This is a genomic window from Peptostreptococcus faecalis, from assembly GCF_900240845.1.
Taxonomy (GTDB): domain Bacteria; phylum Bacillota; class Clostridia; order Peptostreptococcales; family Peptostreptococcaceae; genus Peptostreptococcus; species Peptostreptococcus faecalis.
On record NZ_OERU01000001.1, the window covers coordinates 718,689 to 742,565 of the forward strand.

The 23,877-nt window shown below is 29.6% G+C and carries 19 protein-coding genes and 1 other annotated feature; of the genes, 16 read left to right on the top strand and 3 right to left on the bottom strand.

Annotation, left to right across the window (positions count from 1 at the left end):
* Positions 1-16: 16 nt before the first annotated feature.
* The 3 genes from C0982_RS03350 (at position 17) to C0982_RS03360 (ending at position 2,535) form a co-directional block, all read left to right on the top strand.
* Complete coding sequence (locus tag C0982_RS03350; RefSeq protein ID WP_101772801.1) at positions 17-886, top strand: tRNA 2-thiocytidine biosynthesis TtcA family protein; 870 nt, start codon at positions 17-19, stop codon at positions 884-886.
* A 24-nt stretch (positions 887-910) separates the two neighbouring features.
* A complete protein-coding gene (locus C0982_RS03355) occupies positions 911-1,438 on the top strand; it encodes a 3'-5' exonuclease (protein WP_101772802.1) in 528 nt (175 codons plus the stop codon).
* 65 nt (positions 1,439-1,503) lie between these two features.
* Positions 1,504-2,535: a biosynthetic peptidoglycan transglycosylase gene (locus tag C0982_RS03360; RefSeq protein ID WP_101772803.1), complete on the top strand. Its 1,032-nt coding sequence runs from the start codon at positions 1,504-1,506 to the stop codon at positions 2,533-2,535.
* Between the two features lie 27 nt (positions 2,536-2,562).
* Here the strand turns inward: C0982_RS03360 and C0982_RS03365 are convergent, their stop codons facing one another.
* On the bottom strand, positions 2,563-3,645 hold the full coding sequence (locus tag C0982_RS03365) for a PTS transporter subunit IIC (RefSeq protein ID WP_101772804.1): 1,083 nt from the start codon (positions 3,643-3,645) through the stop codon (positions 2,563-2,565).
* Between the two features lie 158 nt (positions 3,646-3,803).
* On the opposite strand from C0982_RS03365, the gene C0982_RS03370 reads away from it, so the two are divergent.
* Both C0982_RS03370 and C0982_RS03375 read left to right on the top strand, forming a co-directional pair.
* Positions 3,804-4,577, top strand: coding sequence for an HAD family hydrolase (locus C0982_RS03370; RefSeq protein ID WP_180946852.1), 774 nt, complete (start codon positions 3,804-3,806; stop codon positions 4,575-4,577).
* 43 nt (positions 4,578-4,620) lie between these two features.
* A complete protein-coding gene (locus C0982_RS03375; protein ID WP_101772806.1) occupies positions 4,621-6,246 on the top strand; it encodes a M3 family oligoendopeptidase in 1,626 nt (541 codons plus the stop codon).
* An 80-nt stretch (positions 6,247-6,326) separates the two neighbouring features.
* Here C0982_RS03375 and C0982_RS03380 read toward each other — a convergent pair whose 3' ends face one another.
* Positions 6,327-7,826, bottom strand: coding sequence for an IMP dehydrogenase (locus C0982_RS03380; RefSeq protein ID WP_101772807.1), 1,500 nt, complete (start codon positions 7,824-7,826; stop codon positions 6,327-6,329).
* Positions 7,827-8,199: 373 nt separating this feature from the next.
* On the opposite strand from C0982_RS03380, the gene fsa reads away from it, so the two are divergent.
* The 11 genes from fsa to C0982_RS03435 all read left to right on the top strand — a co-directional run bounded on the left by fsa (position 8,200) and on the right by C0982_RS03435 (position 22,607).
* The gene (gene fsa, locus C0982_RS03385; RefSeq protein ID WP_101772808.1) at positions 8,200-8,850 is read left to right on the top strand and encodes a fructose-6-phosphate aldolase; all 651 of its coding nucleotides are present in this window, start codon (positions 8,200-8,202) and stop codon (positions 8,848-8,850) included.
* An 18-nt stretch (positions 8,851-8,868) separates the two neighbouring features.
* Complete coding sequence (locus tag C0982_RS03390) at positions 8,869-10,368, top strand: phosphohexomutase domain-containing protein (RefSeq protein WP_101772809.1); 1,500 nt, start codon at positions 8,869-8,871, stop codon at positions 10,366-10,368.
* 211 nt (positions 10,369-10,579) lie between these two features.
* Entirely contained in the window at positions 10,580-11,155 is a 576-nt protein-coding gene (locus C0982_RS03395; protein WP_101772810.1) for a hypothetical protein, read from the top strand.
* Between the two features lie 134 nt (positions 11,156-11,289).
* Positions 11,290-11,502, top strand: a complete 213-nt coding sequence (locus tag C0982_RS03400; RefSeq protein ID WP_101772811.1) for a hypothetical protein — start codon at positions 11,290-11,292, stop codon at positions 11,500-11,502.
* 131 nt (positions 11,503-11,633) lie between these two features.
* Positions 11,634-13,487 (top strand): asparagine synthase (glutamine-hydrolyzing), encoded by a 1,854-nt coding sequence (gene asnB, locus C0982_RS03405; protein ID WP_101772812.1) that lies wholly within the window; start codon positions 11,634-11,636, stop codon positions 13,485-13,487.
* Between the two features lie 104 nt (positions 13,488-13,591).
* On the top strand, positions 13,592-15,163 hold the full coding sequence (locus C0982_RS03410; RefSeq protein ID WP_101772813.1) for a fibronectin type III domain-containing protein: 1,572 nt from the start codon (positions 13,592-13,594) through the stop codon (positions 15,161-15,163).
* Between the two features lie 15 nt (positions 15,164-15,178).
* Entirely contained in the window at positions 15,179-16,030 is an 852-nt protein-coding gene (locus tag C0982_RS03415) for a MurR/RpiR family transcriptional regulator (protein WP_101772814.1), read from the top strand.
* Between the two features lie 52 nt (positions 16,031-16,082).
* Positions 16,083-16,310 (top strand) — a binding site (T-box leader).
* Between the two features lie 56 nt (positions 16,311-16,366).
* Complete coding sequence (gene asnS, locus C0982_RS03420) at positions 16,367-17,767, top strand: asparagine--tRNA ligase (RefSeq protein ID WP_101772815.1); 1,401 nt, start codon at positions 16,367-16,369, stop codon at positions 17,765-17,767.
* A 179-nt stretch (positions 17,768-17,946) separates the two neighbouring features.
* A complete protein-coding gene (locus C0982_RS03425; protein ID WP_101772816.1) occupies positions 17,947-18,855 on the top strand; it encodes an alpha/beta hydrolase in 909 nt (302 codons plus the stop codon).
* 11 nt (positions 18,856-18,866) lie between these two features.
* Positions 18,867-20,369: a glycerol kinase GlpK gene (gene glpK / locus C0982_RS03430; RefSeq protein ID WP_101772817.1), complete on the top strand. Its 1,503-nt coding sequence runs from the start codon at positions 18,867-18,869 to the stop codon at positions 20,367-20,369.
* A 27-nt stretch (positions 20,370-20,396) separates the two neighbouring features.
* A complete protein-coding gene (locus C0982_RS03435) occupies positions 20,397-22,607 on the top strand; it encodes an amino acid adenylation domain-containing protein (protein WP_101772818.1) in 2,211 nt (736 codons plus the stop codon).
* Positions 22,608-22,737: 130 nt separating this feature from the next.
* On the opposite strand, the gene C0982_RS03440 is transcribed toward C0982_RS03435, so the two are convergent.
* Entirely contained in the window at positions 22,738-23,634 is an 897-nt protein-coding gene (locus C0982_RS03440; protein ID WP_101772819.1) for a D-alanine--D-alanine ligase, read from the bottom strand.
* Between the last annotated feature and the right edge of the window lie 243 nt (positions 23,635-23,877).

Consider the following 23,877-nt stretch of genomic DNA (forward strand, 5'->3'; position numbering starts at 1 on the left):
TAAAATAGGAGGAAGTATGTCAGAAAGTAAATTAGCTGGTACAGGATGTGAAGTGATAGTACCAGATGATGAAAAAAAAACATTAAAAGAAATAGAAAAAAGCATAACAAAAAGATATAGAAAAAAATTATGGTCAAAATTTATAAAGGCTGTAAAAACCTATAAATTGGTTCAAGAAGGGGATAAAGTAGCTGTTGCTATATCTGGTGGTAAGGACAGTTTATTGATGGCAAAAATGTTTCAAGAGCTTCATAGACATTCACAGGTGAACTTTGAATTAGAATTTATTGCTATGGATCCGGGATACCATGATAGTATACGTGATCTTCTTGAAGAAAATTGCAAGGAATTAGAGATACCTGCTGAAATATATGATGCTAATATTTTTGAAGTAGCAGATAAAATAGCGAGTGACTATCCGTGTTATATGTGCGCAAGGATGAGAAGAGGTGCACTTTATAGTAAAGCGAAAGAACTAGGCTGTAATAAACTAGCTCTTGGACATCATTATGATGATGTTATTGAGACTACTATGCTTAATTTATTGTGTGCAGGAAATTTTAAAACTATGTTGCCAAAATTAAAAGCAACAAATTTTGAAGGAATTGAGTTGATTAGACCTTTATATTATATAAGAGAAGAAGATATAATAAAATGGATAAGATACACAGGAATTTGGCCTCTTAATTGTGCATGTATGGTAGCAGCAAAAAAGACAGGTAACAAAAGGTATGAGATTAAAGAACTGATAAAAAATCTTTCGGAAAATTTCACAAATGTCGAGCAGTCTATATTTAAGTCCGCTGAAAACGTGAATGTAGATTCAATTTTAGGATGGCAGATAGATGGTGAGAAACATGATTTTTTGGAAAGATTTGAAGAATAACTTCTAAAGGAGGTCATCTAAAATATGAATTTTTTTAAAGATGAATACATAGTTGTAGATTTAGAAACTACTGGTCTTAGCCCAGAAAAAGGCAGCGAAATAATAGAAATAGGTGTTACTGAAATTAAATCTGGTGAAATAAAGTTGAATTATTCGAGGCTTATAAAACCTAAAAAAATAGAAATACCAGATGAAATTACTAGAATAACAAACATAACTACAGATATGGTTTTAAATGAACCTGAAATAGAAGTTGTACTTCCAAAATTTAGAAATTATATTGGAAATAGAACAATAATTGCACATAATGCAAAATTTGATATTAAGTTTTTAAATTATTATCTAATAAATATGAGTTTAGAGCCAATATCAGACTATATTTGTACTTTGGAAATGTTAAAACTTAATAAATTATACAAAGGTAAAAACAAAAAGCTAGCAACTGCTTGTGAGTACTACGGGATAAATAATAAATCTGCCCATAGAGCTGATTCGGATACTTTAGCAACAGCTGAACTTTTTTTAAAGATACGTGAAGAGATTAGAAGGTAATGTGTGTTAGCTTCGTAATAAGATAGCCTCTGAATACAATTATAATAGAATTAGGAGTGGATGTCATGTCCAAAGAAAAAGATAACAATAAGATAAGGCGGAGAAATGTTTCTTCGGATAGAATAGATAATAAAAGTAAAGAAAATTACAATAGAAATAGAAACACTAGGGCATCAAAAAAGAACGGCATTAGAATAAAAAAACAAGATGGATGTGGTTCTAATTTTGATGAGTTTAATGATACTTATGATACAAATAAAAGACGTACATATGATAAAAAAAATAGAGATAATAAAATTATTAGATTAAATTCAAATGGTGGTTATGAATATGAAGAATACGATGATTACGATGATGAAGAATACTACACTGAAAGAAAGTCACATGGCTTATTAAAAAGAGTATTAAAAAAATTATTGATTATAGGCGTTATATTTACAGTTGTATTTGGTTCAATAGGCTTTATTTACGTAAAAAGTGTTATTAGCGATATGCCTAAAGTAACTAAGAAAATGGTACTAGAAAGTTATATAAATAAAGATCCAGTTGAGTTGTCCAAGATACCTAAAAATTTACAAAATGCAGTAATTGCTATAGAAGACCAACGGTTTTATGAACACGATGGAGTAGATATAAGATCACTATTCAGAGCAGTATATGCAACTATTACTACTGGAAAGTTGCAAGGTGGTAGCACAATTGATATGCAGGTATCGAAAAATCTGTTGACAAGTAATGAAAAAAGTATCAAAAGAAAGATAAAAGATATGTATAATGCCATAATGATGAATAAAGTTATGACCAAGGATGAAATATTGGAAGCATATCTAAATAATATTTATTTGGGTAAGACTTCGTATGGTGTCGATGCTGGAGCAGAACTATATTTTGGAAAAAATGTTTGGGAACTAAATTTTGGACAATCGACTATGTTAGCTGGAATAACTAATAACCCTAACCTTTATCAGAATTATGAATTGGCAAAGAAGCGTCAGGCTGTGATTTTATATAAAATGTATTCTTTGGGTTATATAAAAGAAAATGTTTATAAAGCTCAACTATTTAGAGATACACCTTTTAAATCAGAAATAGAATAAAAAAAGCAACCCGTAAGGGTTGTTTTTTTATAAATCTAATTTGTAATCTGATGAAGTTATATAACCTTTTTTTACCATAAATTTATAAACAAATAAGGAAATAACAGCAGGTAGAATAAAGTGCAACAATAAAATTTGAACCAAAAGTGTACCACTATCCATAGAAGGGGACATTGTTTGCCAAGTCATCAATTGACCTACAAGACCAGACGTTCCCATTCCTCCTCCTACAGGGTTATTTTCCATTTTGAATACAATTGTGGATATAGGTCCTAAAATAGCACTGGAAACTATCGGTGGAATCCATATAATAGGTTTTTTCATTATATTAGAAACTTGTAGCATAGAAGTACCAATTCCTTGTGCCAAAAGGCCATTCCATCCATTTGCTTTAAAACTAATTACAGCAAATCCAACCATTTGAGAACAGCAACCTATTGTAGCTGCACCTGCAGCAAGTCCAGAAAGTCCAAGAATCATTGATATGGCTGCGGAACTAATAGGTAGAGTCAAAGCTATTCCCATTATGACAGAAACAAATATTCCCATAAGAAAAGGCTTCAAAACAGTAGTTGCCAATATGAATTCCCCAAGTGCGCTCATTGCCATAGCGATATAAGGACCAATAAAATATGCAAATAGTGCACCACTTACAATAGTTACAAAAGGTGTGACAATAATATCAACTTTTGTTTTTCCGAAAATTAGGCGTCCTATTTCACATCCTACTACTACTGCAAAGAATGTTCCAAGTGGATCTCCAGGTCCTGTGATTAAAAGTTGTGAAGATTCATTTAAAAGTTTTCCATTGAAAAAATCAGCTCCAAAAGCTCCTATAAATCCAGTAACTCCAGATGCTAGTACTACAAGCTTTGGAGAGTCAAGTGCATTAGCAACACTTACTCCTATTACAGGTCCTGTTAAATAAGTAGCTATGGTTGCAGATGTTAACAAGAAATAAGATATGGAACCAGTAAACAAACCTGCAATTTGTTTCATAATAAGACCAATTATAAGAGTGCAAAATAATCCCAGTGCCATACCATTTAGTCCTACTATAAAATATCTATGGAAAAGTTTCCATATAAAGCTTTTATTTGTATTAGACATTTTTACCTCCAAAATTATAAATAGTGTCAAATTATATATATTGACATATGTATATTATACAAGCAATTAACACTATTATCAATATTTAAAGAAGGTATTGCAAATTGATTTTATTTAAAGATTGATATATAATGAATGAATAAATTGGAGGTGATTATTTGATAAAAGCAATTTTTTTTGATGTAGACGGTACTTTGTTGACCTTAGGTAAGCATATTATGCCTGAGAGCACTTTAAATTCGTTGAAAAAGCTAAGAGAAAAAGGTATAAAGCTTTTTGTAGCATCTGCAAGACATTTTTCTATGCTTAAGCATGTAACTGACTATTTTGAATTTGATGGATATATCTTGTTGAATGGACAATATTGCATAGATAGAGAGGGTGCAGTAATTTATGATAAACCAATTGATGAAAAGACTGCATATAATTTAAAGAAATTTTTAGATACAAAAAAAATTCAAGCATCATTTATAACTAAAACTGGAAATTATGTAAATGAGCTTAGTGAAAGACTTATAGAAACGGTAGAAGAAATGGGAATAGATATTCCTCCAGAAATAGATCCTTTAAGCGACGATGAAGCTATCTATCAACTAATGATGTATATAGATGATGATTCGTGGTTGGACTTAAAGAAGAATATTACTGGTCTGTCATTTACAAATAGATATGATAAATATATTGAGATTTTACCAGAGGATGCAGGAAAGGCAAAAGGAATATTAAAAACACTAAAATTCCATAACATTAATACGAAACATACCATGGCTTTTGGAGATAGTGATAATGATATTGATATGTTAAATTTGGCAGGTTATGGAATATCCATGGGAAATGGTTCTGATAATTTGAAAAAAATATCAGATTATGTCACAGATAGTATAGATGAAGATGGAATTTATAAAGCATTGAAGAAATTAGAGGTGATATAAATAATATATCAATAAATTTTAGAATAGGAGAATATTAGATTTAATGAATTTTAATGAAATTAGTTATAATAGAATAGATTTTTTTGAATTTGAGAAAAAATATAGAAGTATTTTAGACAGAATAAATGATGCAAGCAGATTTGAAGATATAAAAACGAGTATATCTGATTTGAATATAGTGAGAAATCATGTAGAAACTATGAAAACAGTTGCTGAAATAAGGTATTCAATAAATACAAATGATAAGTTTTATATAGATGAAAACAAGTTTTGGAATGAATATGAACCTTTAATTTTAGATTTAGATATAATGTTTTATAACTGTATTTTAAATAGTAGATTTAAAGAAGAAATAATAGAAGAATATGGAAATCAATTTTACAATTTAATAAAATGCAAAATTGATACATTTTCAAAAGAGGTAATAGGTCTGCTTCAAGAAGAAAATAAATTGATGTCTGAGTATACTGAATTACTTGCATCAGCGAAAATAGATTTTGATGGTAAAGTATGTAATCTCTCAGATTTATCAGCGTACTCTATGAACTTAGATGAAAAGATAAGAAAAGAATCTATTGTAAAGCATACAGAATTTTTTAAAAAGAACGAAGAAAAGTTCGATGAATTATTTGATAAATTAGTAAAACTTAGAGACAATATAGCTAAAAAGCTAGGTTATGATAATTTTATAGAACTAGGGTATAAAAGAATGTCTAGAACTGATTATAACTCAGAAATGGTTTCTAAACTTAGAACCAAAATATTGGAAAGATTTGTACCTGCAGCTAATAAATTATATAAAGAACAGGCATCCAGAATAGGTGTTGATAAAATTGATTACTATAATGAAAAGATAGAGTTTTCAGATGGTAATGCGACTTTAATTGGAGATCAAAAATATATTATCGAAAAAGGGAAAGAAATGTATTCACAACTTTCAGATGAAACAAAAGAATTTTTTGAATATCTAATTTCGAATGAATTGTTTGATGTTTCACCTAGAGAGGGAAAAGCTATGGGAGGATATTGTACAATTTTACCTGAGTATAAAGAGCCGTTTATATTTGGTAATTTTAATGGAACTGTTGACGATATCGATGTATTGACACATGAAGCTGGCCATGCTTTTCAAGTATATATGTCTAGAGATATAGAAATGCCAGAATTAATATTTCCTACTTTAGATAGTTGTGAAATACATTCTATGAGCATGGAGTTTTTCACATATCCTTGGATGGATTTATTCTTTGGCGATATGAGTGAGAAGTATAAAAAATATCATCACGACTCGGCAGTAAAATTTTTACCATATGGTACTTTGGTCGATCATTTTCAGCATATTATATATGAACATCCAAACCTTTCACCAAATGAAAGAAAAGAAATTTGGAGAGATTTGGAAAGAAAGTACTTACCTCACAGAGATTATAAGGATTTAGATTTGCTTGAGTGCGGAGGTTACTGGTATAGACAGGGGCATATTTTTAAAGATCCATTTTATTATATAGATTATGTTTTAGCTCAACTTTGTGCACTGGAATTTTATGAAGATATGAAACATGATTATAAGGGTGCATGGAAAAGATATATGGAAATATGTAAAGTTGGAGGAGAATACTCCTTTTTAGAAATAGTAAAATTAGCGAAATTAGAAAATCCATTTGAATAAAAAGGGTTCATAAAAAATATATATGGAAAAATACTTTTGAATAAAAAAAAGACGAGATAATCTCGTCTTTTTTATTTTAATTATAAATTTCTATTATCTTTTAGCATTACGTCATGAGCTCCACCTTCAACTATAGAAGTAGAAGACACAATCGTTAATTTTGCTTTCTTTTGAAGCTCTGGAATAGATAGTGTACCACAGTTACACATTGTTGAACGAACTTTAGAAAGGGTTAATGTCACGTTGTCTTTTAATGAACCAGCATATGGAACATATGAGTCAACACCTTCCTCGAAAGAAAGTTTTTCATCTCCTCCTAAGTCATATCTCTGCCAGTTTCTTGCTCTAGCAGATCCTTCTCCCCAGTATTCCTTCATGTAAACTCCGTTGATGTTTACTTTATTAGTAGGTGATTCATCGAATCTAGAGAAATATCTACCTAGCATAACAAAGTCAGCACCCATTGCTAAAGCTAAAGTAATGTGATGATCATAAACTATACCACCATCTGAACAAATTGGAATATAAATTCCTGTTTGGTTGTAGTATTCATTTCTAGCTTTTGCAACATCAATAACTGAAGTAGCTTGTCCACGTCCAATACCCTTTTGTTCTCTAGTAATACATATTGATCCTCCACCGATACCAACTTTTATAAAGTCCGCACCAGCTTCAGCTAGGAATCTAAAACCTTCTCTGTCAACTATATTTCCAGCACCAACTTTAACTGTATCGCCGTATTCTTCTCTAATCCAAGCAATTGTATCTGCTTGCCACTGTGAATGTCCTTCAGATGAGTCTATACATAAGATATCAACTCCGGCTTCAACTAGAGCTGGGACTCTTTCTTTATAGTCTCTTGTATTTATACCTGCTCCTACTACATATCTTTTAAGACTGTCGTGAAGTTCTAAAGGATTTTCTTTATGTGAATCGTAATCTTTTCTAAATACCATATAGATAAGTCTACCATCATCATCTAAAACTGGAAGTGAGTTTAGCTTATTATCCCAAATTATATTGTTTGCTTCTTTTAGAGTTACATCCTTAGGAGCGTATACAATATTTTCTAAAGGAGTCATAAAGTCACGAACCTTCGTATCTAATTCCATTCTACTAATTCTATAATCACGGCTAGCCACTATTCCTAGAAGTTTACCATGACTAGTCCCGTCATCCGTTATTGCAACTGTAGAATGTCCAGTCTTTTTCTTTAAATCTAGAATATCTGACAATGTATTATCAGGAGTAAGATTTGAATCACTTACGACAAATCCCGCCTTATGTTCTTTTACCCTTAAAACCATAGCAGCTTGTTTTTCTATGCTCTGAGAGCCATAAATGAAAGATACGCCACCTTCCTTTGCTAGTGCAACGGCCATTTTATCATCTGAAACAGACTGCATAACTGCTGACACCAAAGGTATATTCATCTTTATTGAAGGTTTTTCACCTCTTTTAAATTTAACAATTGGCGTTTCTAAACTAACGTTAGCAGGTATTGCATCTGCTGAAGAATATCCTGGTACTAATAAATACTCACTAAATGTTCTAGATGGAGTATCAAAGAAAAAAGCCATTAACTATCATCTCCTTTTATTAAAATATATTAAAATCATTATACCCAATTTATACGTTTTAAGCTAGTTTATTCTAGTTTTTTTCAATTAAGTATCAATTTGTGTATACAGATAAAAAGATTTTAGCACTAAAATAGGAAAAAGTCTAGGAAAAAAAGAAAAAACATTATTTAAATATTCTAATTCATGTATAAATATATATTCCCTAAATAAATCAAAATTAATAATATAAATAATAGAACTCTATATGGAAAAATAATGACCTATGATATATAATGTTATTCTGAGGGGAACTAGAACATACTAATAGTTTCTCTACTTTTCACAAGATACAGAAACAAAATAAAATAAATTTTTGGAGGTAGAATATAAAATGAGATTTTTTATTGACACAGCTAATATTGATGAAATTAAGAAAGCTAGTGAACTAGGGGTAATAAGTGGGGTTACAACAAATCCATCTTTAATAGCAAAAGAAGGAAGAGATTTTACTGAAGTAGTAAATGAAATAACTACAATTGTAGATGGTCCAATAAGCGCTGAAGTATTAAGTATGAACCATGAAGATATGATATCAGAAGGTGAAAAGCTTGCAGCTATACATGAAAACATAGTAATAAAAGTTCCGATGAATGCTGAAGGTTTAAAGGCTGTAAAAGCATTATCTGAAAAAGGAATAAAGACAAATGTTACACTTGTTTTTTCAGCTTCTCAAGCTCTTTTAGCGGCTAGAGCAGGAGCTACATATGTTAGTCCTTTTGTAGGAAGATTGGATGATATATCTTTTGATGGGTTAGCATTGATTAGAGAAATTACAGATATATTCGAAGCACATTACATTCCAACAGAGATAATAGTAGCGAGCGTAAGAAATCCTCTTCACGTTATTGAGTCTGCTAAAATGGGAGCAGACATAGCTACTGTACCATATAAAGTAATAGTTCAGATGCTGTCTCATCCTTTAACAGATAAAGGAATTGAAGCTTTCAATAAAGATGCTGAAAAAGCTAAGCTAAATATATAAAAAATAAGAGGGTCGATTATGAATAAACTATATTCTCTCCAAAATGGAACAGATATAAGAGGGGTTGCATATTATGATGAAAATATCGGTCTTGAAAAAACTTTGTTAGATCAAGATGTTAGCGATATTGTTCTTGGGTTTGCAACTTGGATTTTAAATAAAACAAATGATAAAAAAATAAAAATTGCTCTAGGTATGGACTCCAGAATAACAGGAGAACATTTTAAAAAAGTAGCTATGGATACATTAAGTAAAGCGGGAGTAGATGTTTATGATTGCTCTTTAGCTACAACCCCAGCTATGTTTATGTCTACAGTAATGCCAGGATATGAATGTGATGGAGCAATAATGTTTACTGCAAGTCACATGCCTTATATATATAATGGGCTTAAAATATTTACAGAAAAAGGTGTCTTAGAAAAAAACGAGTTAAAAGAAGTTTTGGATATAGCCGTATCTAAAAAGTTTATAAATGAGTCAGAATTTAGAGGAAATATTACAAGTAGAAGTCTGATAGAAGATTATTCTAAATCACTTGTTAAAACTATTAGATCACAAATTAATTCAGATGTTAACTTTGATAAACCATTAAAAAATATGAAGATAATTGTAGATGCTGGTAATGGAGCTGGTGGATTTTTTGCTGAAAAAGTACTGGCTGAATTAGGGGCGGATACTGACGGAAGTCAATTTTTAGATCCAGACGGAATGTTCCCAAATCATATTCCAAATCCTGAAAACAAAGAGGCTATGAAAAGTATTTCAGAAGCAACTGTAAAAAATAAGGCGGATTTAGGAATTATATTTGATACGGATGTAGATAGAGCAGCAGTAGTTGGAAATTCTGGAAGAGAAATAAACAAAAATGCATTAATAGCATTAATGTCTAAAATTGTTTTAGAAGAAACTCCTGGAGCTACTATTGTAACAGATTCAGTAACTTCAAACGGCTTGACTGACTTTATAAATAAAAATGGTGGAAAGCATCATAGATTTAAAAGAGGATATAAAAACGTAATAAATGAATCAATTAGATTAAACGAAGAAGGAATATTTTCTCCTCTAGCAATTGAAACGTCTGGTCATGCTGCTATGAAGGAAAATTACTTTTTAGATGATGGTGCATATATAATTTCTAAAATACTTGTAAAAGCTGCCGTATTAAATAATCAAGGAAAAAAGATTGAAGATATAATAGAAGGTTTAGACGAAGCTGCAGAAAGTAAAGAAAAAAGATTTAAAATAAATAGAGAAGATTTTAAATCTTATGGTCAAGAAATCCTAAATGATTTTAAATTATTTGTATCTGAGCAAGTTGATTGGAAGGAAGTACAAAAAAATTACGAAGGGGTAAGAGTAGATTGTTTAGATAACTTCGAACAAGGATGGCTTTTGATAAGAATGTCACTACATGAACCTATTTTAGTACTTAATGTTGAATCTGATAAAAATGGTGGATGCGAAAAAATTTATTCAAAAATTGAAGATTTTATTAAAAAATACGATATAACTATATAGTCTTATATAATAAAAAAGCATATGTTTTTACATATGCTTTTTTATTATATAAATAGAGATATCAGATAATTTTTTTTAAGGGTTACAAATCTGTAATTTAAGTAACGAGCTTGTAATTTTATATCATGGCTATATGTGGTAACATTGATGTATAAGATAACTAAATAAATTAAGATAAATTGATAATGATATATAAAGGATGTGAATTTAAATGAAAAAATGGATGGTAATTACAACGATAATGATAGCTTCTTTAGTTGCACTAAAGCCGATCAGTCTTGCATTTAATGAAATGAAAGAAGACAAAAAAGATGTGATGTATATAGATAAGTCTGAAGAAGACATAGAAGTAAATAGAGACAGCAGTGAGAAAGAAGATAATAGTACTACAGAAGAAGATGAAGATAAAAAAAGTTCAACTTATACTATAGATGAAACAAACACTCCAAGGACTGCTTTAAATTCTGACGAAGACGAAAATAAGAAAAAGAACAAAGATGTTATAATAAATAATACTAGAAAAAGTGAACTTAAAAAAAATAGTGAAAGTAACTCTCAGAAAGAAATAGACAAAAATAATGCATTAGCGATATTAAAGAGTAAGAATAGTGAAATGGAATACAGTTATATGGGCGATGAAAGCACATATGAAGAACTAAAAAAGAAAGGCTATAAAGGTGAAGTATTTCTTCCAAATGTAAATACTGACATGGGATATTTTGTTGATAAAGAAACTAAAGATGTATACTATTTTCATCCATCTGGATATATGGAAAAATATGAATAGGATATTTTAAAGCTCATCAATAATGATGAGCTTTTATTTTTATATTCTTTAGATTTAATAATATTGAGAATATTTTTGAAAAGTAATATAATAATTTATGGGAAGCACTAAAATTGTGCTATTGGGAGGTGTATATGAAAAAAATTGGTAAAAAACAAATCATTAATTCTATTTTATTTTCTCTAGGAGTTTGTGGAATAGATTATATTATTAAAGGTACACAGAAATCACCGATGTTGAATAATGACAACGAGTTAAAGATTTATTATATATTACTATTTATTGTACTTTTTATATTATGCAATGTTGTATATGAAAAAATTAAAAAATATAATGTAAAACGCTAGTTACATATTATATTGAATGAAATTTTCTTTTATGTTATTATTGTAATGCTACAATTTTGATTAGAGACAATCTTAATATGATAAGTAAAATAAAAGAATTGAAATAAAGTTAAAGTAGAAAGGGATAAATTATGTGCGGATTTGTAGGTTTTTTTGATAATACAAAAGATAAAGAAGCAATACTAAAAAAGATGTCAGAAAGAATAATACACAGAGGTCCTAATATGTCTGGAGAATTCTTTGATGATGATGCAGCATTAGGGTTTAGACGATTGAGCATTCTAGATCTTTCTGATGCGGGAGCACAGCCTCTATATAGTTCAGATGGAAGTAAAGTGTTAGTATTCAATGGTGAAATATATAATTACAAAGATATAAGAGAAGATTTAATATCAAAAGGATATGAATTCAAAAGTAATACCGATAGTGAAGTTTTGATTCATGGATATGTTGAATACGGTGAAGAATTAGTAAACAAGCTAAGAGGAATGTTTGCTTTTTGTATATGGGATAAAATTGAGAAAAAAGCCTTTGGAGCTAGAGACCATTTTGGAATAAAACCTTATTATTTTTATGAATACGAAAAGGATGGAAAAAACTCTTTAATGATAGGATCTGAAATAAAAAGTTTCTTAGAGCATCCAAGTTTTGTAAAAGAAGTAAATGAAAAAGCTTTAAAGCCATACCTTACTTTCCAATATTCTTCTCAACCAGATGAAACATTTTTCAAGGGTGTTCAGAGATTAAAAGCAGGTCATTTTTTCACATATAAAGATGGCAAAATGGAAATTAAGAAATATTGGGATGTCAATTTTAATGATAAACACAACACAATAGAAGAAAATATAAAGAAGATAGAAGATGTCGTTGAAGAATCTGTTAGATTGCATAAAAATGCTGAAGTAGAGTTAGGTTCATTTTTATCAGGAGGAATTGATTCAAGTTATATCACAGCGTGCTTAATGCCAGATAAGACTTTTTCAGTTGGTTTTTCTCAAGAAAAATTTGATGAATCAAATTTAGCCGCAGAGCTATCTGATATTCTTGGAATTAAAAATATTAGAAAAACAATTACTGGAGAAGAATGTTTTGCTAAGATGTCTGATATTCAATACCACATGGATGAGCCTCAATCTAATCCTTCTACAATACCTTTGTATTTCTTATCTCAATTAGTTAGAGATAATGGTGTTACAGTTGTATTATCAGGTGAAGGCGCAGATGAAATATTTGGTGGTTACGAATGGTATGATGTAGATGAAGGTCAAAAAAAGCTAAAAAAACTACCTGGATTTGTTCTTAAGGGAGCGGCAGCTGTTGCAAAAAAACTACCAAACTTTCATGGAAAGACTACATTGTTACGAGCAGGAAGACCTGTTGAAGAAACATTTATAGGTGAGGCTTTGATTTTTGAAGAAGATGAAGCAAAAGATATATTAAAAAGCAAATATCATAATTCAAGAACAGTGAGAGAAATAACTCAACCTGTATATGATATGGTAAAAGGAAAAGATGACGTTACAAAGAAACAATACTTAGATATAAAGTTATTTATGGAAGGTGATATACTTCAAAAAGCAGATAAGATGAGTATGGCTCATTCTCTTGAACTTAGAGTTCCTTTCTTAGACAAAGAAGTAATGAAAGTTGGAGAAGAAATTGGTACTGAACAAAAAATTGCTAATGGAACAACGAAGTATATTCTTAGAAAGACTGCAGAGAAAAAACTACCAGAAGAGTGGTATAAGAGAAAGAAAAAAGGATTCCCTGTACCTATAAGAATGTGGTTTAAAGAAGAACAGTTCTATAATTTCACAAAAGAATATTTCAACTATGATTTCGTGGATGAATTTTTTGATAGAGAAAAAATAAATCAGCTTTTAGACGAACATTATAATGGAACAACGAATAATGCTAGAAAAATCTATACTATATTATCATTTTTAGTATGGTATAAAAGATACTTTGTGGATGAAATTGCTTAAAAAATAATTATATTAAAAAAGGGGGTATACACCTCCTTTTTTTGTTATAATTATAGTGATATAGTTTTAAAGCATAAGTTAATTTACGGAGAAGTGAGGCTATTATGAAGAAAAAAATAGTTATGTTTATAACTGTTCCTATAATATTAATATTCATTTATTTTGGTCTTAGTTTTGGATATATAAATCCTATGATTAAAGGGCTAGATATTTATATTATTGGCGGAACATTTATAACAAATATAAATAAATATGTGATAAAAGTGGGTGATAGAGTGATGGTGTCACCTGGAGATTATATAGTTGTCCCAGAATTTTCAAAAAAACCAAAATTGAAATTTGCAGTTTTAGATAATAATGACATAATAAGCATAGAAGGAAATACACTGATTGCAAAAAAAGAAGGATATTCTTCAATAGGAATTATTAATAAAAATAGAGTTTTAAGAAAAGCTACTATAATGGTAGTAAATCCAAAAATAAATAATATGCAGGTGAAAATAGAAAAACCGCTAAAATACTTTGGTGACAAATCTAATATACTTGGAACCGTAGATATAGAAGATTATAAAAAATTAGAGAAGGGATATAAATTCAATTATTATACAAATAATAAGAAAGTATTAAAGGTAACAGGCAACACAGTAGAAGCTGTCGGGGTTGGAGAGGCTAAATTGATATCAAAATATGATAGAGAGGAAAGTCAAACCAGCGTAAAAATATATCCTAAGGTTACAAAATTAGAAATTGATAAAGAATACGACTTGGAAGTAGGACAAAAAATACATATTGATCCAAAAATTGAAACACTTCCAGAAAATGAAAAGTCAAAAGTTAATTATAAAATACTATCGAATTCTAAATCAGGAAAGTATGACAACAATAAACTAGTTCATTTTGGAGAAAGCGGTTTAGAAACAAGTTACGGAGTTAGTATAGACGGTAACGGAATAGTGCAAGGAAATAGAGAAGGAAGATATCTTTTGGAAGTATCTTCTGGAGAAAAAGTAAAAAAAGCTAGTTTAATAATAAAAGAAAAATCGTTTAAAAATATAGTAATAGAAAACCTACAATATAATTCATCCATTAAAAATAATGTACTAAATGTTGAATTAGGGTGGGATTATGATAATGAAGTAAATAATTACAGAATATATGTGAAAAATGAAGATACCGATGATGATTACAAATTATTCGATTCTGTAAGCACTGTGGGAAGAAATATCTCAGTTGGTAGAAGAATATCAGAACTTGTAAAACTAGATATTGGTTCAAAGAAAAATTATAATTATAAAATATATGTCGTTGGCTACAATGGAGAAAGAGAAACTTTAAAGAGCAATATTATAAACTTAAATAGCGAAGAACCGAATGATTTTCAAAATAAGCAAGTAAAAGATTTAAAATATAATATAGATATTGAAAACTCAACAATCGAATTCAATTGGAAACCGATAAATTCAGATAACTATAAATATAGAATCTACTGCGTAAATAGAAATTATAAGGAAGAAAACTATAGATTAATTGCAAAAAATATAAATAAAAATAGAGCCATTCTAAAGTTTGACGAACATGATATCAATTATGATTTTTATGTAGTTGCAGTAAACCAAAAGGGTCAAATTTCAAAGATGAGTAAACCTGTAAGAATAGAAACTTATTTTTCGGAATAGATATTGGAGTGTGTTATGAGTATAATTGGAAATTTAAAAAATCCTAATTTTAAAGTTACAAAATCAGATAAAATGCTGATTGAATATATAGTCGAAAATATTGAGAAAATACCATATATGCAGATTGCACACATTTCATGTGAAGTTGGTATTGGAGACGCTACAATTACTAGATTTGTAAAAAAAGTAGGTAGTAAAAATTTTCAAGACTTTAAAATACGTTTGGCTGAAGAAATAATTGTTAGAAAAAAAAATAGCATATTAAGTAAGAATATAAAAAAAGATGAGCCAGCATTTGAAACCGCTGCAAAGTTGGCAGCTTCTAATATTATGATTATTGAAGAAACATTAAAATGTTTTGATAGCAACCAAATAGATGCGGTATCAAAGGAAATATTAAGTGCTAACAAAATATATTTTATTGGAATTGCTTTTTCTGGAACTGTAGCTATGGATTCTAGTTATAAGTTTATGAGAATAGGTTTAGATACATGTTCTCATACTATTCCTCATACAATGCTGATGGCTGCACCTATCATGAAAAAAGGAGATATGCTAATAGCTATATCTAATTCAGGAGAAGCAAAAGATATAGTAAATACCATAAAAATTGCAAAAAAAAATGGAGTAAAAGTAGTATCTATAACCAGCAATGAATGTTCAACAGTTTCTAGATACTCAGATTGGAGTTTGAATTATTACTCTGATGAAAGCTACTATGAAACCGGAAGTATTAACTCAAAATTAGCGCAATATTTTACTGTGGATTTAGTATACATTGAAGTATTGAAAAAAAGTTTGAATGAATCTTCTAGAGATAATTTAAGAACAATTGAAGCAAAGAAAGTATTAAATATTGATAAATAAAAACTATGTTGACAAACATGATACAAATTGTTATACTAGCTTTAATTAATTAAATATGACTGTGATGAGAAGAGTAGCTATTTGTCACTTATTAAGCGAGTTGGTGATGGTGTGAGTCCAATATAATATAAATAGTGAAAAACGCCTCGGAGTCTCTGACCGAACTAATAGTAGGCTCAGACGGTTTGATACCGTTAAAAATCGATCGAGATGTCAATATTATAATTTTAATATTGATAACTAGGGTGGTACCGCGATAAGTATACACGTCGTCCCTTTTATAGGATGACGTGTTTTTTTATTTGAAATTATTACACATTTTATTTAGGAGGAAACATGAACAAGCAATTTACAGAAGTGAAAACACTTTACAGAAAAAAAGAAGATTATTTAGAAAAAACAGTTAAGGTAGCAGGATGGATTAGAACATCTAGAATATCAAAAAACTTTGGTTTTATTGAATTAAACGACGGCTCTTTTTTCAAAAATATACAGTTAGTAATTGATGAAAAAAATATAGAAAACTTTAAAGAAGTATCTAAACTTCCAATTTCATCTGCAATATTAGTAGAAGGAAAATTGGTAGAAGTAGATAATCAAAAAAATCCTATAGAAATTCATGCTACAAAAATAGAATTAGAAGGTGAATCAGATTCTTCTTATCCTCTTCAAAAAAAGAGACATAGCTTTGAATATCTAAGAACAATTGCACATTTAAGACCAAGAAGCAATACATTTTCTGCGGTATTTAGAGTAAGATCTGTAGTTGCGTATGCAATACATAAATTTTTCCAAGAAAAAAACTTTGTGTATTCTCATACTCCAATTATAACTGGTAGTGATGCAGAAGGTGCTGGAGAAATGTTTAGAATAACTACACTCGATATGAAAGATATAAAATTAGATGATGATGGAAAAATTGATTTCTCTGAAGACTTTTTTGGAAAAGAAACAAATCTTACTGTATCAGGTCAGTTAAATGCTGAAATAATGGCACTAGCTTTTAGAAATGTATATACTTTCGGACCAACATTTAGAGCCGAAAACTCATACACTGGAAGACACGCTTCAGAGTTTTGGATGATTGAACCAGAGATTGCTTTTGCTGACTTAGAAGACAATATGGAGTTAGCTGAAGATATGATAAAATATATTATCAATTATGTTCTTGAGAACTGTCCTGAAGAAATGGAATTTTTCAACTCTATTATTGACAAAGGTTTATTAGAAAGATTAAATAATTTAGTAAACTCAGACTTCACAAGAATTACTTATACAAAGGCTGTAGAGCTTTTAATTGAGTCAGGACATGAATTTGAATACCCAGTTGAATGGGGATGTGACTTACAGACAGAACATGAAAGATACTTAACTGAAGAAATATACAAAGCTCCTGTGTTTGTAACTGATTATCCAAAGGATATAAAAGCTTTTTATATGAGAATGAATGAAGATGGAAAAACAGTTAGAGCAATGGATTTACTAGTACCTGGAGTGGGAGAAATTATTGGTGGTTCTCAAAGAGAAGAAAGATACGATGTTTTATTGGATAAGATTGAAAATATGGGACTAGACAAAGAGGACTATTGGTGGTATCTAGAGCTAAGAAAATACGGTACGGCTACACATTCTGGATTTGGTCTTGGATTTGAAAGAATTATAATGTATCTAACTGGAATGAGCAATATAAGAGATGTTATCCCATTCCCTAGAACTCCAAAAAATGCAGAATTTTAATTAAAAACGAAAACATATAGAATTTAAAAAAAGAGGTGTAAGCCTCTTTTTTTTGGAAAAAATATCGAGAAACAGTTTTTTTATATATAATTTAGAAATAGTAAAGGTATTTTTTAGACAAATATGCTTTAATGTTGATATAATAGATGTATAGAGTAAATGTCAGGCGGTGATAGATTATGAAAGAAATAAAGGATTCTAAAATTAGAATTAAGAAAAAAGATAGTTCTGATAAAAAAAGAGATTTTGACACTTTAAGTATTACAAGAGAATTGGAAAAATCATTAAGTATAGGTGAGCAGATTGATAAAGAAAAAGAGCGCTTAAAAGAAGAAAAAAAGAAACGCACAATTCGCAATATAGGAATAGCTATAATAATATTAATTATAATATCTGTTACAGCTTTTGCTATTTGGCTAAGGGATACATATAAAACTAATGAATATTCTAGCCATTCGATGATATCGACTTCGCTAGTAGATGTCAAAACACAAGATGATGGAAGCATTTCATTTCTACCGCGTAAAAATAATAAAGAAATTGGATTAATAATATACCCGGGAGAAAAAATAATACCGAGGTCATATGCAACTTTAGCACAAGATATATCTAAAAAAGGATTTAATGTTTATGTTGCAAAATTGAAGTTTAATTTTCCTGCTTTTTCATCAAATGTAGCGGATAGTATAATTGGGGAAAATAGCAATATAAAAAAATGGTATTTAATTGCCCATTCTGAGAGTGGGGAACTAGCTCTAAAAGAAGCAGCGAATCACCAAAAAATAGATGGAGTGGTATTCTTAGGATCATATCCTTCTGGAGATGATCTGAAGTTAATAAATAAGCCTGTTTTGTCAATTTGGGGAACGAAAGATGGCATATTAGATTTTACTAAGTTTTATGAATACAAAAAAAATATGCCACCAACTGCATCATTTTACGAGATTGTAGGTGGTAATAACACTGGTTTTGCAGATATAAATATGCTAGATGGGGATAATAAAGCTCTTATAAGCCAAGGAGAACAAAAAAATATATCGTCAGAACAAATAGTTAATTTTGTAGAGAAAAATGCAAATAATAACTAGTAGGAGGTTATATGGATAAAAAATATATATTATCTTTAGATGCTGGAACGACAAGTTGTAGAGCTATAATTTTTGATAAATATGGTAGTATAATAAACATTTCGAAAAAGGAATTTAAGCAAATTTATTTAAATGACGGATGGGTAGAACATGATGCTATTGAAATTTGGGCTACAATGATGGGCGTTGTAAGAGAAGTTATAGAGATATCTGATATTTTACCACAAGAAATATCTTGTATTGGAATAACAAATCAAAGAGAAACTACAGTGTTGTGGAATAAAAAAACAGGAAAACCTGTGTATAATGCTATTGTTTGGCAATGTAGAAGAACTTCACAATATTGTAATGAATTAGATAAGAATGGATATTCAGAATTAATAAAAGATAAAACAGGATTAAAAATAGATGCATATTTTTCTGCTTCTAAAATAAAATGGATAATTGATAACGTCGATGGAGTAAAAGAAGACATAGAAGCTGGAGATATATTATTTGGGACTATAGATACTTGGTTAATATGGAATTTAACAAGAGGAAGTGTTCACGCTACAGATTATACAAATGCATCAAGGACTATGATTTTTAATATAAAAGATTTAAAGTGGGATGCTGAGCTTCTCAAGCTTTTTGGCATAAATAAAAATATGCTTCCAGAAGTAAAACCATCAAGCTTCATCTATGGATATACAGATAAATCAATGTTAGCTGGAGCACAGATTCCAATATCTGGTTGCGCAGGAGATCAACAAGCATCTATGTTTGGACAATTATGTTTTAATAAGGGTGATGTAAAAAACACTTATGGAACAGGATGTTTCGTAATGATGAACACTGGAGATAAGCCTGTAAATTCAAATTACGGACTTCTTACTACTATAGCTTGGGGAGTTGATGGTAAGGTAGAATATGCATTAGAAGGAAGCATATTCATAGGTGGATCTCTAATACAGTGGCTAAGAGATGAGTTAAGAATGATAGACTCATCGCAGGAAAGTGAATATTACGCAACTAAAGTAGAAGATAACAATGGAGTTTATATTGTACCTGCATTCACGGGATTAGGTGCACCATACTGGGATATGTATGCAAGGGGAACTATAGTCGGACTTACTAGAAACTCTAGAAAAGAACATATTATAAGAGCTTGCTTAGAGGCAATTGCATATCAGAGCAAGGATGTAATAAGTTCTATGTCAGAAGATTCAGGAGTAGATATAAATATATTAAAGGTTGATGGTGCCGCAAGCGATAACAGCTTTTTAATGCAATTTCAATCTAATTTACTAGGCATAGGAATCATTAAATCTAGATTTACTGAAAGCACTGCTTTAGGAGCAGCATTTTTAGCTGGCCTTGGGTGTGGAGTGTATAAAAATAAAAATGAAATAAAAAAAATAACAGACAAAGAAAAAATATATAATCCTAGTAAAAGTAATTTAGATTATGAAAAATTTTATAAAACATGGAAAAGAGCTGTAAAAAGATCTTTAGACTGGTCAAATGACACATAAAATAAAAAATGATGAGGAGGTGATAACATGATTGAAAATAAACAGTTTAAACTTGCCGAGAAGTATTGGACAAACCTTCTAGGAGGGTATATTACTTTGGCAAGATTTCCTAATGATTATATAAAATATGATACAGGTAAATTTAGCATGATACAAAAAGTTATTAGAAAATCCATGTACAACAAACTAGTAGAATATTGCAGTGAAAATGAATTAAAAGTTAAATATGTTCTTGATACTGTATTTGGAATTGTATTACAAAGATTTACCTATGAGGATGATGTTGTTTTCGGAAAAAATAATGCATTGCTTCCTGTAAGAGTACAAACTAAAGATCCTGAAGAAAAGTTTGTAGATTTCTGCAAAAATATCATGTTGCAAGAAAAAGAGTCAAGGAAATTTGACTATTTTATGGTCCACTCTATAGGATATAAGAATGGATTAAATGATAAATTAATAAATACTTCTTTTATATTTGATGAGAAAAAAGGTGATTTTATAGAAACAGATAATGTAAAAAAAATGGATCTTTATATGAAAGCAACATTATCTGATGGAATAAAAATTAAGCTTATGTACAAGCCGTGTTTTTATGACAAGAGAACAGCTAGAAGTATTATATATCTATTTAAATATGTATTAAAGCAAGTAATAGAAAATCCTGATATAAGGCTCAATGAAATATTAAATATAAAAGAGGAGCATAAAATAGAATTTTTTAAATGCTTTGAAGATAACAAATATTATTTTGATAGAAATATTAGCTTCGTAGATAAACTAAAAGAGCAAGTGGAAAAAACACCTTATAATATTGCTATATCAGACTATAAGGAAGATATGACCTATTTAGAAATGGATAGAATCACCGATAAAATTGCCGCTTACCTAAATCACATTGGAATAGGAAATAATGACACAGTTGCGGTAATGCAAATGAGAAATAAAAACCTTGTTATTGCAGCTATTTCTGTATTAAAAGCAGGTGCAATATTTTTTCCTATCGATAGAGTAAACCCTGATGAGCGATTAAGATATTTGATTAGTGATGGCGAAGCAAAAGTAGTATTAACATGTGAATCTCTTATACCGAGAATAAATAAGTTATGTGATAGATATTCTCTTTCAGAACTAGAAATTATCGATGTAGAAGATGAATTTATAAAGAAAAATAAATACGAAATTACAGGAAAAATAAGTCCAGATCAAGAGGCATACAGAATATCTACATCGGGTACTACAGGCAGGCCAAAGTGCATAAGCATAAGGCATGAGAGCTTTATGAATATGTGTTATTACTCAATTGACTATATATCTGCTAATGAAAATGATAGGTGCGGTGTGTATTTAAGTTTTAGCTTCGATGCAATAATTAAACAAATATTTCCATATTTACTCGTTGGTGCTACTGTTGACATTATTCCAGAATATGCAAGAACGGATGAATTTGAAGTTGAAAGATATTGCCTAGAAAAAAATATTACAATTTTGGCATTACCAGCGATACTTGGAAAAATGTTTATGTTAAATTGTGACTGTAAGGGTCTTAGAGTTTTGCAAGTAGGCGGCGATAAATTCAAAGGATATTTGCAACGAGATTATGCTATATATAATGAATACGGGCCTGCTGAATTTACGGTGTTGTGCACTAAATTTGAAGTAGACAAATATTATGAATCAGTTCCGGTAGGAAAGCCTATTTATAACACAGAAGCTTATATACTAGATAAGAACAACAACATATGTGCAGTAGGAGTTCCTGGAGAGTTGTGTTTGTCAGGAATACAAATATCGAATGGATATTTAAATAGAGAAAAACAAAATAAAGAGGCTTTCGTCGACAATCCTTTTGCAAGAGATAAATATACTCAAAAAATGTATAGGACGGGAGATCTTGCTAAATTAATAGATGTTGATGGTACAATTTCTATTTTAGGTAGGATAGATTCACAGATAAAAATTAATGGAATAAGAATTGAACTTTTTGAAATTGAGAATATGATAAATATGATTCCGGAAATAAAAAATAGCGTTGCGGTTAAAAGAGAATATGAAAACGGCGAAAAATATATAGATGCATATTATGTCGCATTTGAAGATTCTTATGAGCCAGAAAAAGTAAGAAAATTTTTAGAAGAAAATCTACCAGAGCATATGATTCCAAGGAATATAGTTAAACTGGATATATTGCCAGTTACTCCGATTGGAAAAGTAGACAAAAAAGCGCTTATATTATCTTAGTTAATAACAATTATATAAGTTAGTATAAGTTGATTTTAAATATATTTAAAAACTTGAATAATATTACTTAAAACAATTAAAATAGCATAGCTAAAAGCTATGCTATTTTAATTGTTTTTTATAAAATAAATTATAGACTGGATTCAATTAGTTTATCAAGTAATGTAGAGTAGTCAATACCTTTTGCAGCAGCACTCTTAGGAATTAAACTTGTTTCTGTCATGCCAGGTAGTGTATTTAATTCCAATAGGTAAATGTCATTTGATTCTGTGACTATATAATCTATTCTTACATATCCTTTGCAGTTAAAAATATTCCAACACTTTAGCGAAATATCTTTTAGTTTATCATCAATATCTTTAGGTAAATCGGTAACAACTTCCTTAGCACCATGAGTAGAAGAATACTTTGCTTCGTAATCAAAAAATTCATTGTCCGAAGTTATTTTTATAGTCGGGAATACTTCTCCACTTAATACAAAAGAGGTATGTTCAACTCCCTTTACATATTTTTCAATCATTACAATATCATCATATTTTAACCCTTCTGATACAGCTTTTTCTACTTCGTCTTTATTTTTGACAAAATATGTAGCGACACTTGATCCTCCAGAATTTGGTTTTATAAACACTGGATATCCAATTTTTTCTATCATATTATAGTCAATGTCTTCGGTTTTTTTAACAGTAGTCCAATCGGCTGTTAGAACAGAATTTTGTCTAGCTATTGTTTTTGTAAAGTTTTTATCCATTAGAATACCGCTAGTTAATGGTCCACATCCACAATATTTTATTTGCTTAGATTCTAAAATTGACTGGATAGCTCCATCTTCGCCAAACTTACCATGAAGACCGATTAGAACAATATCTACATCCTCATCAATATTGAAAGCATCTGTCATTTTCTCTATTTTATATTCCTTAACGCTATATTTTTCTTTGTTTAGATTTTTTATTATCGATTTTCCTGATTTTAATGAAACTTCTCTTTCGGAAGATACTCCACCGTAAACAACAGCTATTTTCATATAAACATCTCCTTAAATTGTGTGTATATAGTTGTAATACTTTTGAAAATTACACCATCTATTATATATTGTAATTAATTACAATGCAAGAAAAAGAAAGAAATTAGAGATACACTCACTTAATATAATTATTTATTTTGATTAAAATAAGAGAAAACACATTATAAAACAAAAGTTTACAGATGAAATAAATAAAAATTTAAAATATTATATTTAATAAAAAAAAACTAGATGCTTGTTTAT

What these genes read in the sequence shown, in the direction of transcription:
- C0982_RS03395 (WP_101772810.1), top strand. Translation starts at nt 10,580, where the DNA reads ATGAAAAAATGGATGGTAATTACAACGATAATGATAGCTTCTTTAGTT.
- C0982_RS03355 (WP_101772802.1), top strand. Translation starts at nt 911, where the DNA reads ATGAATTTTTTTAAAGATGAATACATAGTTGTAGATTTAGAAACTACT.
- C0982_RS03380 (WP_101772807.1), bottom strand. Translation starts at nt 7,826, where the DNA reads ATGGCTTTTTTCTTTGATACTCCATCTAGAACATTTAGTGAGTATTTA.
- C0982_RS03375 (WP_101772806.1), top strand. Translation starts at nt 4,621, where the DNA reads ATGAATTTTAATGAAATTAGTTATAATAGAATAGATTTTTTTGAATTT.
- C0982_RS03350 (WP_101772801.1), top strand. Translation starts at nt 17, where the DNA reads ATGTCAGAAAGTAAATTAGCTGGTACAGGATGTGAAGTGATAGTACCA.
- C0982_RS03435 (WP_101772818.1), top strand. Translation starts at nt 20,397, where the DNA reads ATGATTGAAAATAAACAGTTTAAACTTGCCGAGAAGTATTGGACAAAC.
- fsa (WP_101772808.1), top strand. Translation starts at nt 8,200, where the DNA reads ATGAGATTTTTTATTGACACAGCTAATATTGATGAAATTAAGAAAGCT.
- C0982_RS03440 (WP_101772819.1), bottom strand. Translation starts at nt 23,634, where the DNA reads ATGAAAATAGCTGTTGTTTACGGTGGAGTATCTTCCGAAAGAGAAGTT.
- C0982_RS03425 (WP_101772816.1), top strand. Translation starts at nt 17,947, where the DNA reads ATGAAAGAAATAAAGGATTCTAAAATTAGAATTAAGAAAAAAGATAGT.
- C0982_RS03390 (WP_101772809.1), top strand. Translation starts at nt 8,869, where the DNA reads ATGAATAAACTATATTCTCTCCAAAATGGAACAGATATAAGAGGGGTT.
- asnS (WP_101772815.1), top strand. Translation starts at nt 16,367, where the DNA reads ATGAACAAGCAATTTACAGAAGTGAAAACACTTTACAGAAAAAAAGAA.
- C0982_RS03415 (WP_101772814.1), top strand. Translation starts at nt 15,179, where the DNA reads ATGAGTATAATTGGAAATTTAAAAAATCCTAATTTTAAAGTTACAAAA.
- glpK (WP_101772817.1), top strand. Translation starts at nt 18,867, where the DNA reads ATGGATAAAAAATATATATTATCTTTAGATGCTGGAACGACAAGTTGT.
- C0982_RS03410 (WP_101772813.1), top strand. Translation starts at nt 13,592, where the DNA reads ATGAAGAAAAAAATAGTTATGTTTATAACTGTTCCTATAATATTAATA.
- C0982_RS03360 (WP_101772803.1), top strand. Translation starts at nt 1,504, where the DNA reads ATGTCCAAAGAAAAAGATAACAATAAGATAAGGCGGAGAAATGTTTCT.
- C0982_RS03365 (WP_101772804.1), bottom strand. Translation starts at nt 3,645, where the DNA reads ATGTCTAATACAAATAAAAGCTTTATATGGAAACTTTTCCATAGATAT.
- C0982_RS03400 (WP_101772811.1), top strand. Translation starts at nt 11,290, where the DNA reads ATGAAAAAAATTGGTAAAAAACAAATCATTAATTCTATTTTATTTTCT.
- asnB (WP_101772812.1), top strand. Translation starts at nt 11,634, where the DNA reads ATGTGCGGATTTGTAGGTTTTTTTGATAATACAAAAGATAAAGAAGCA.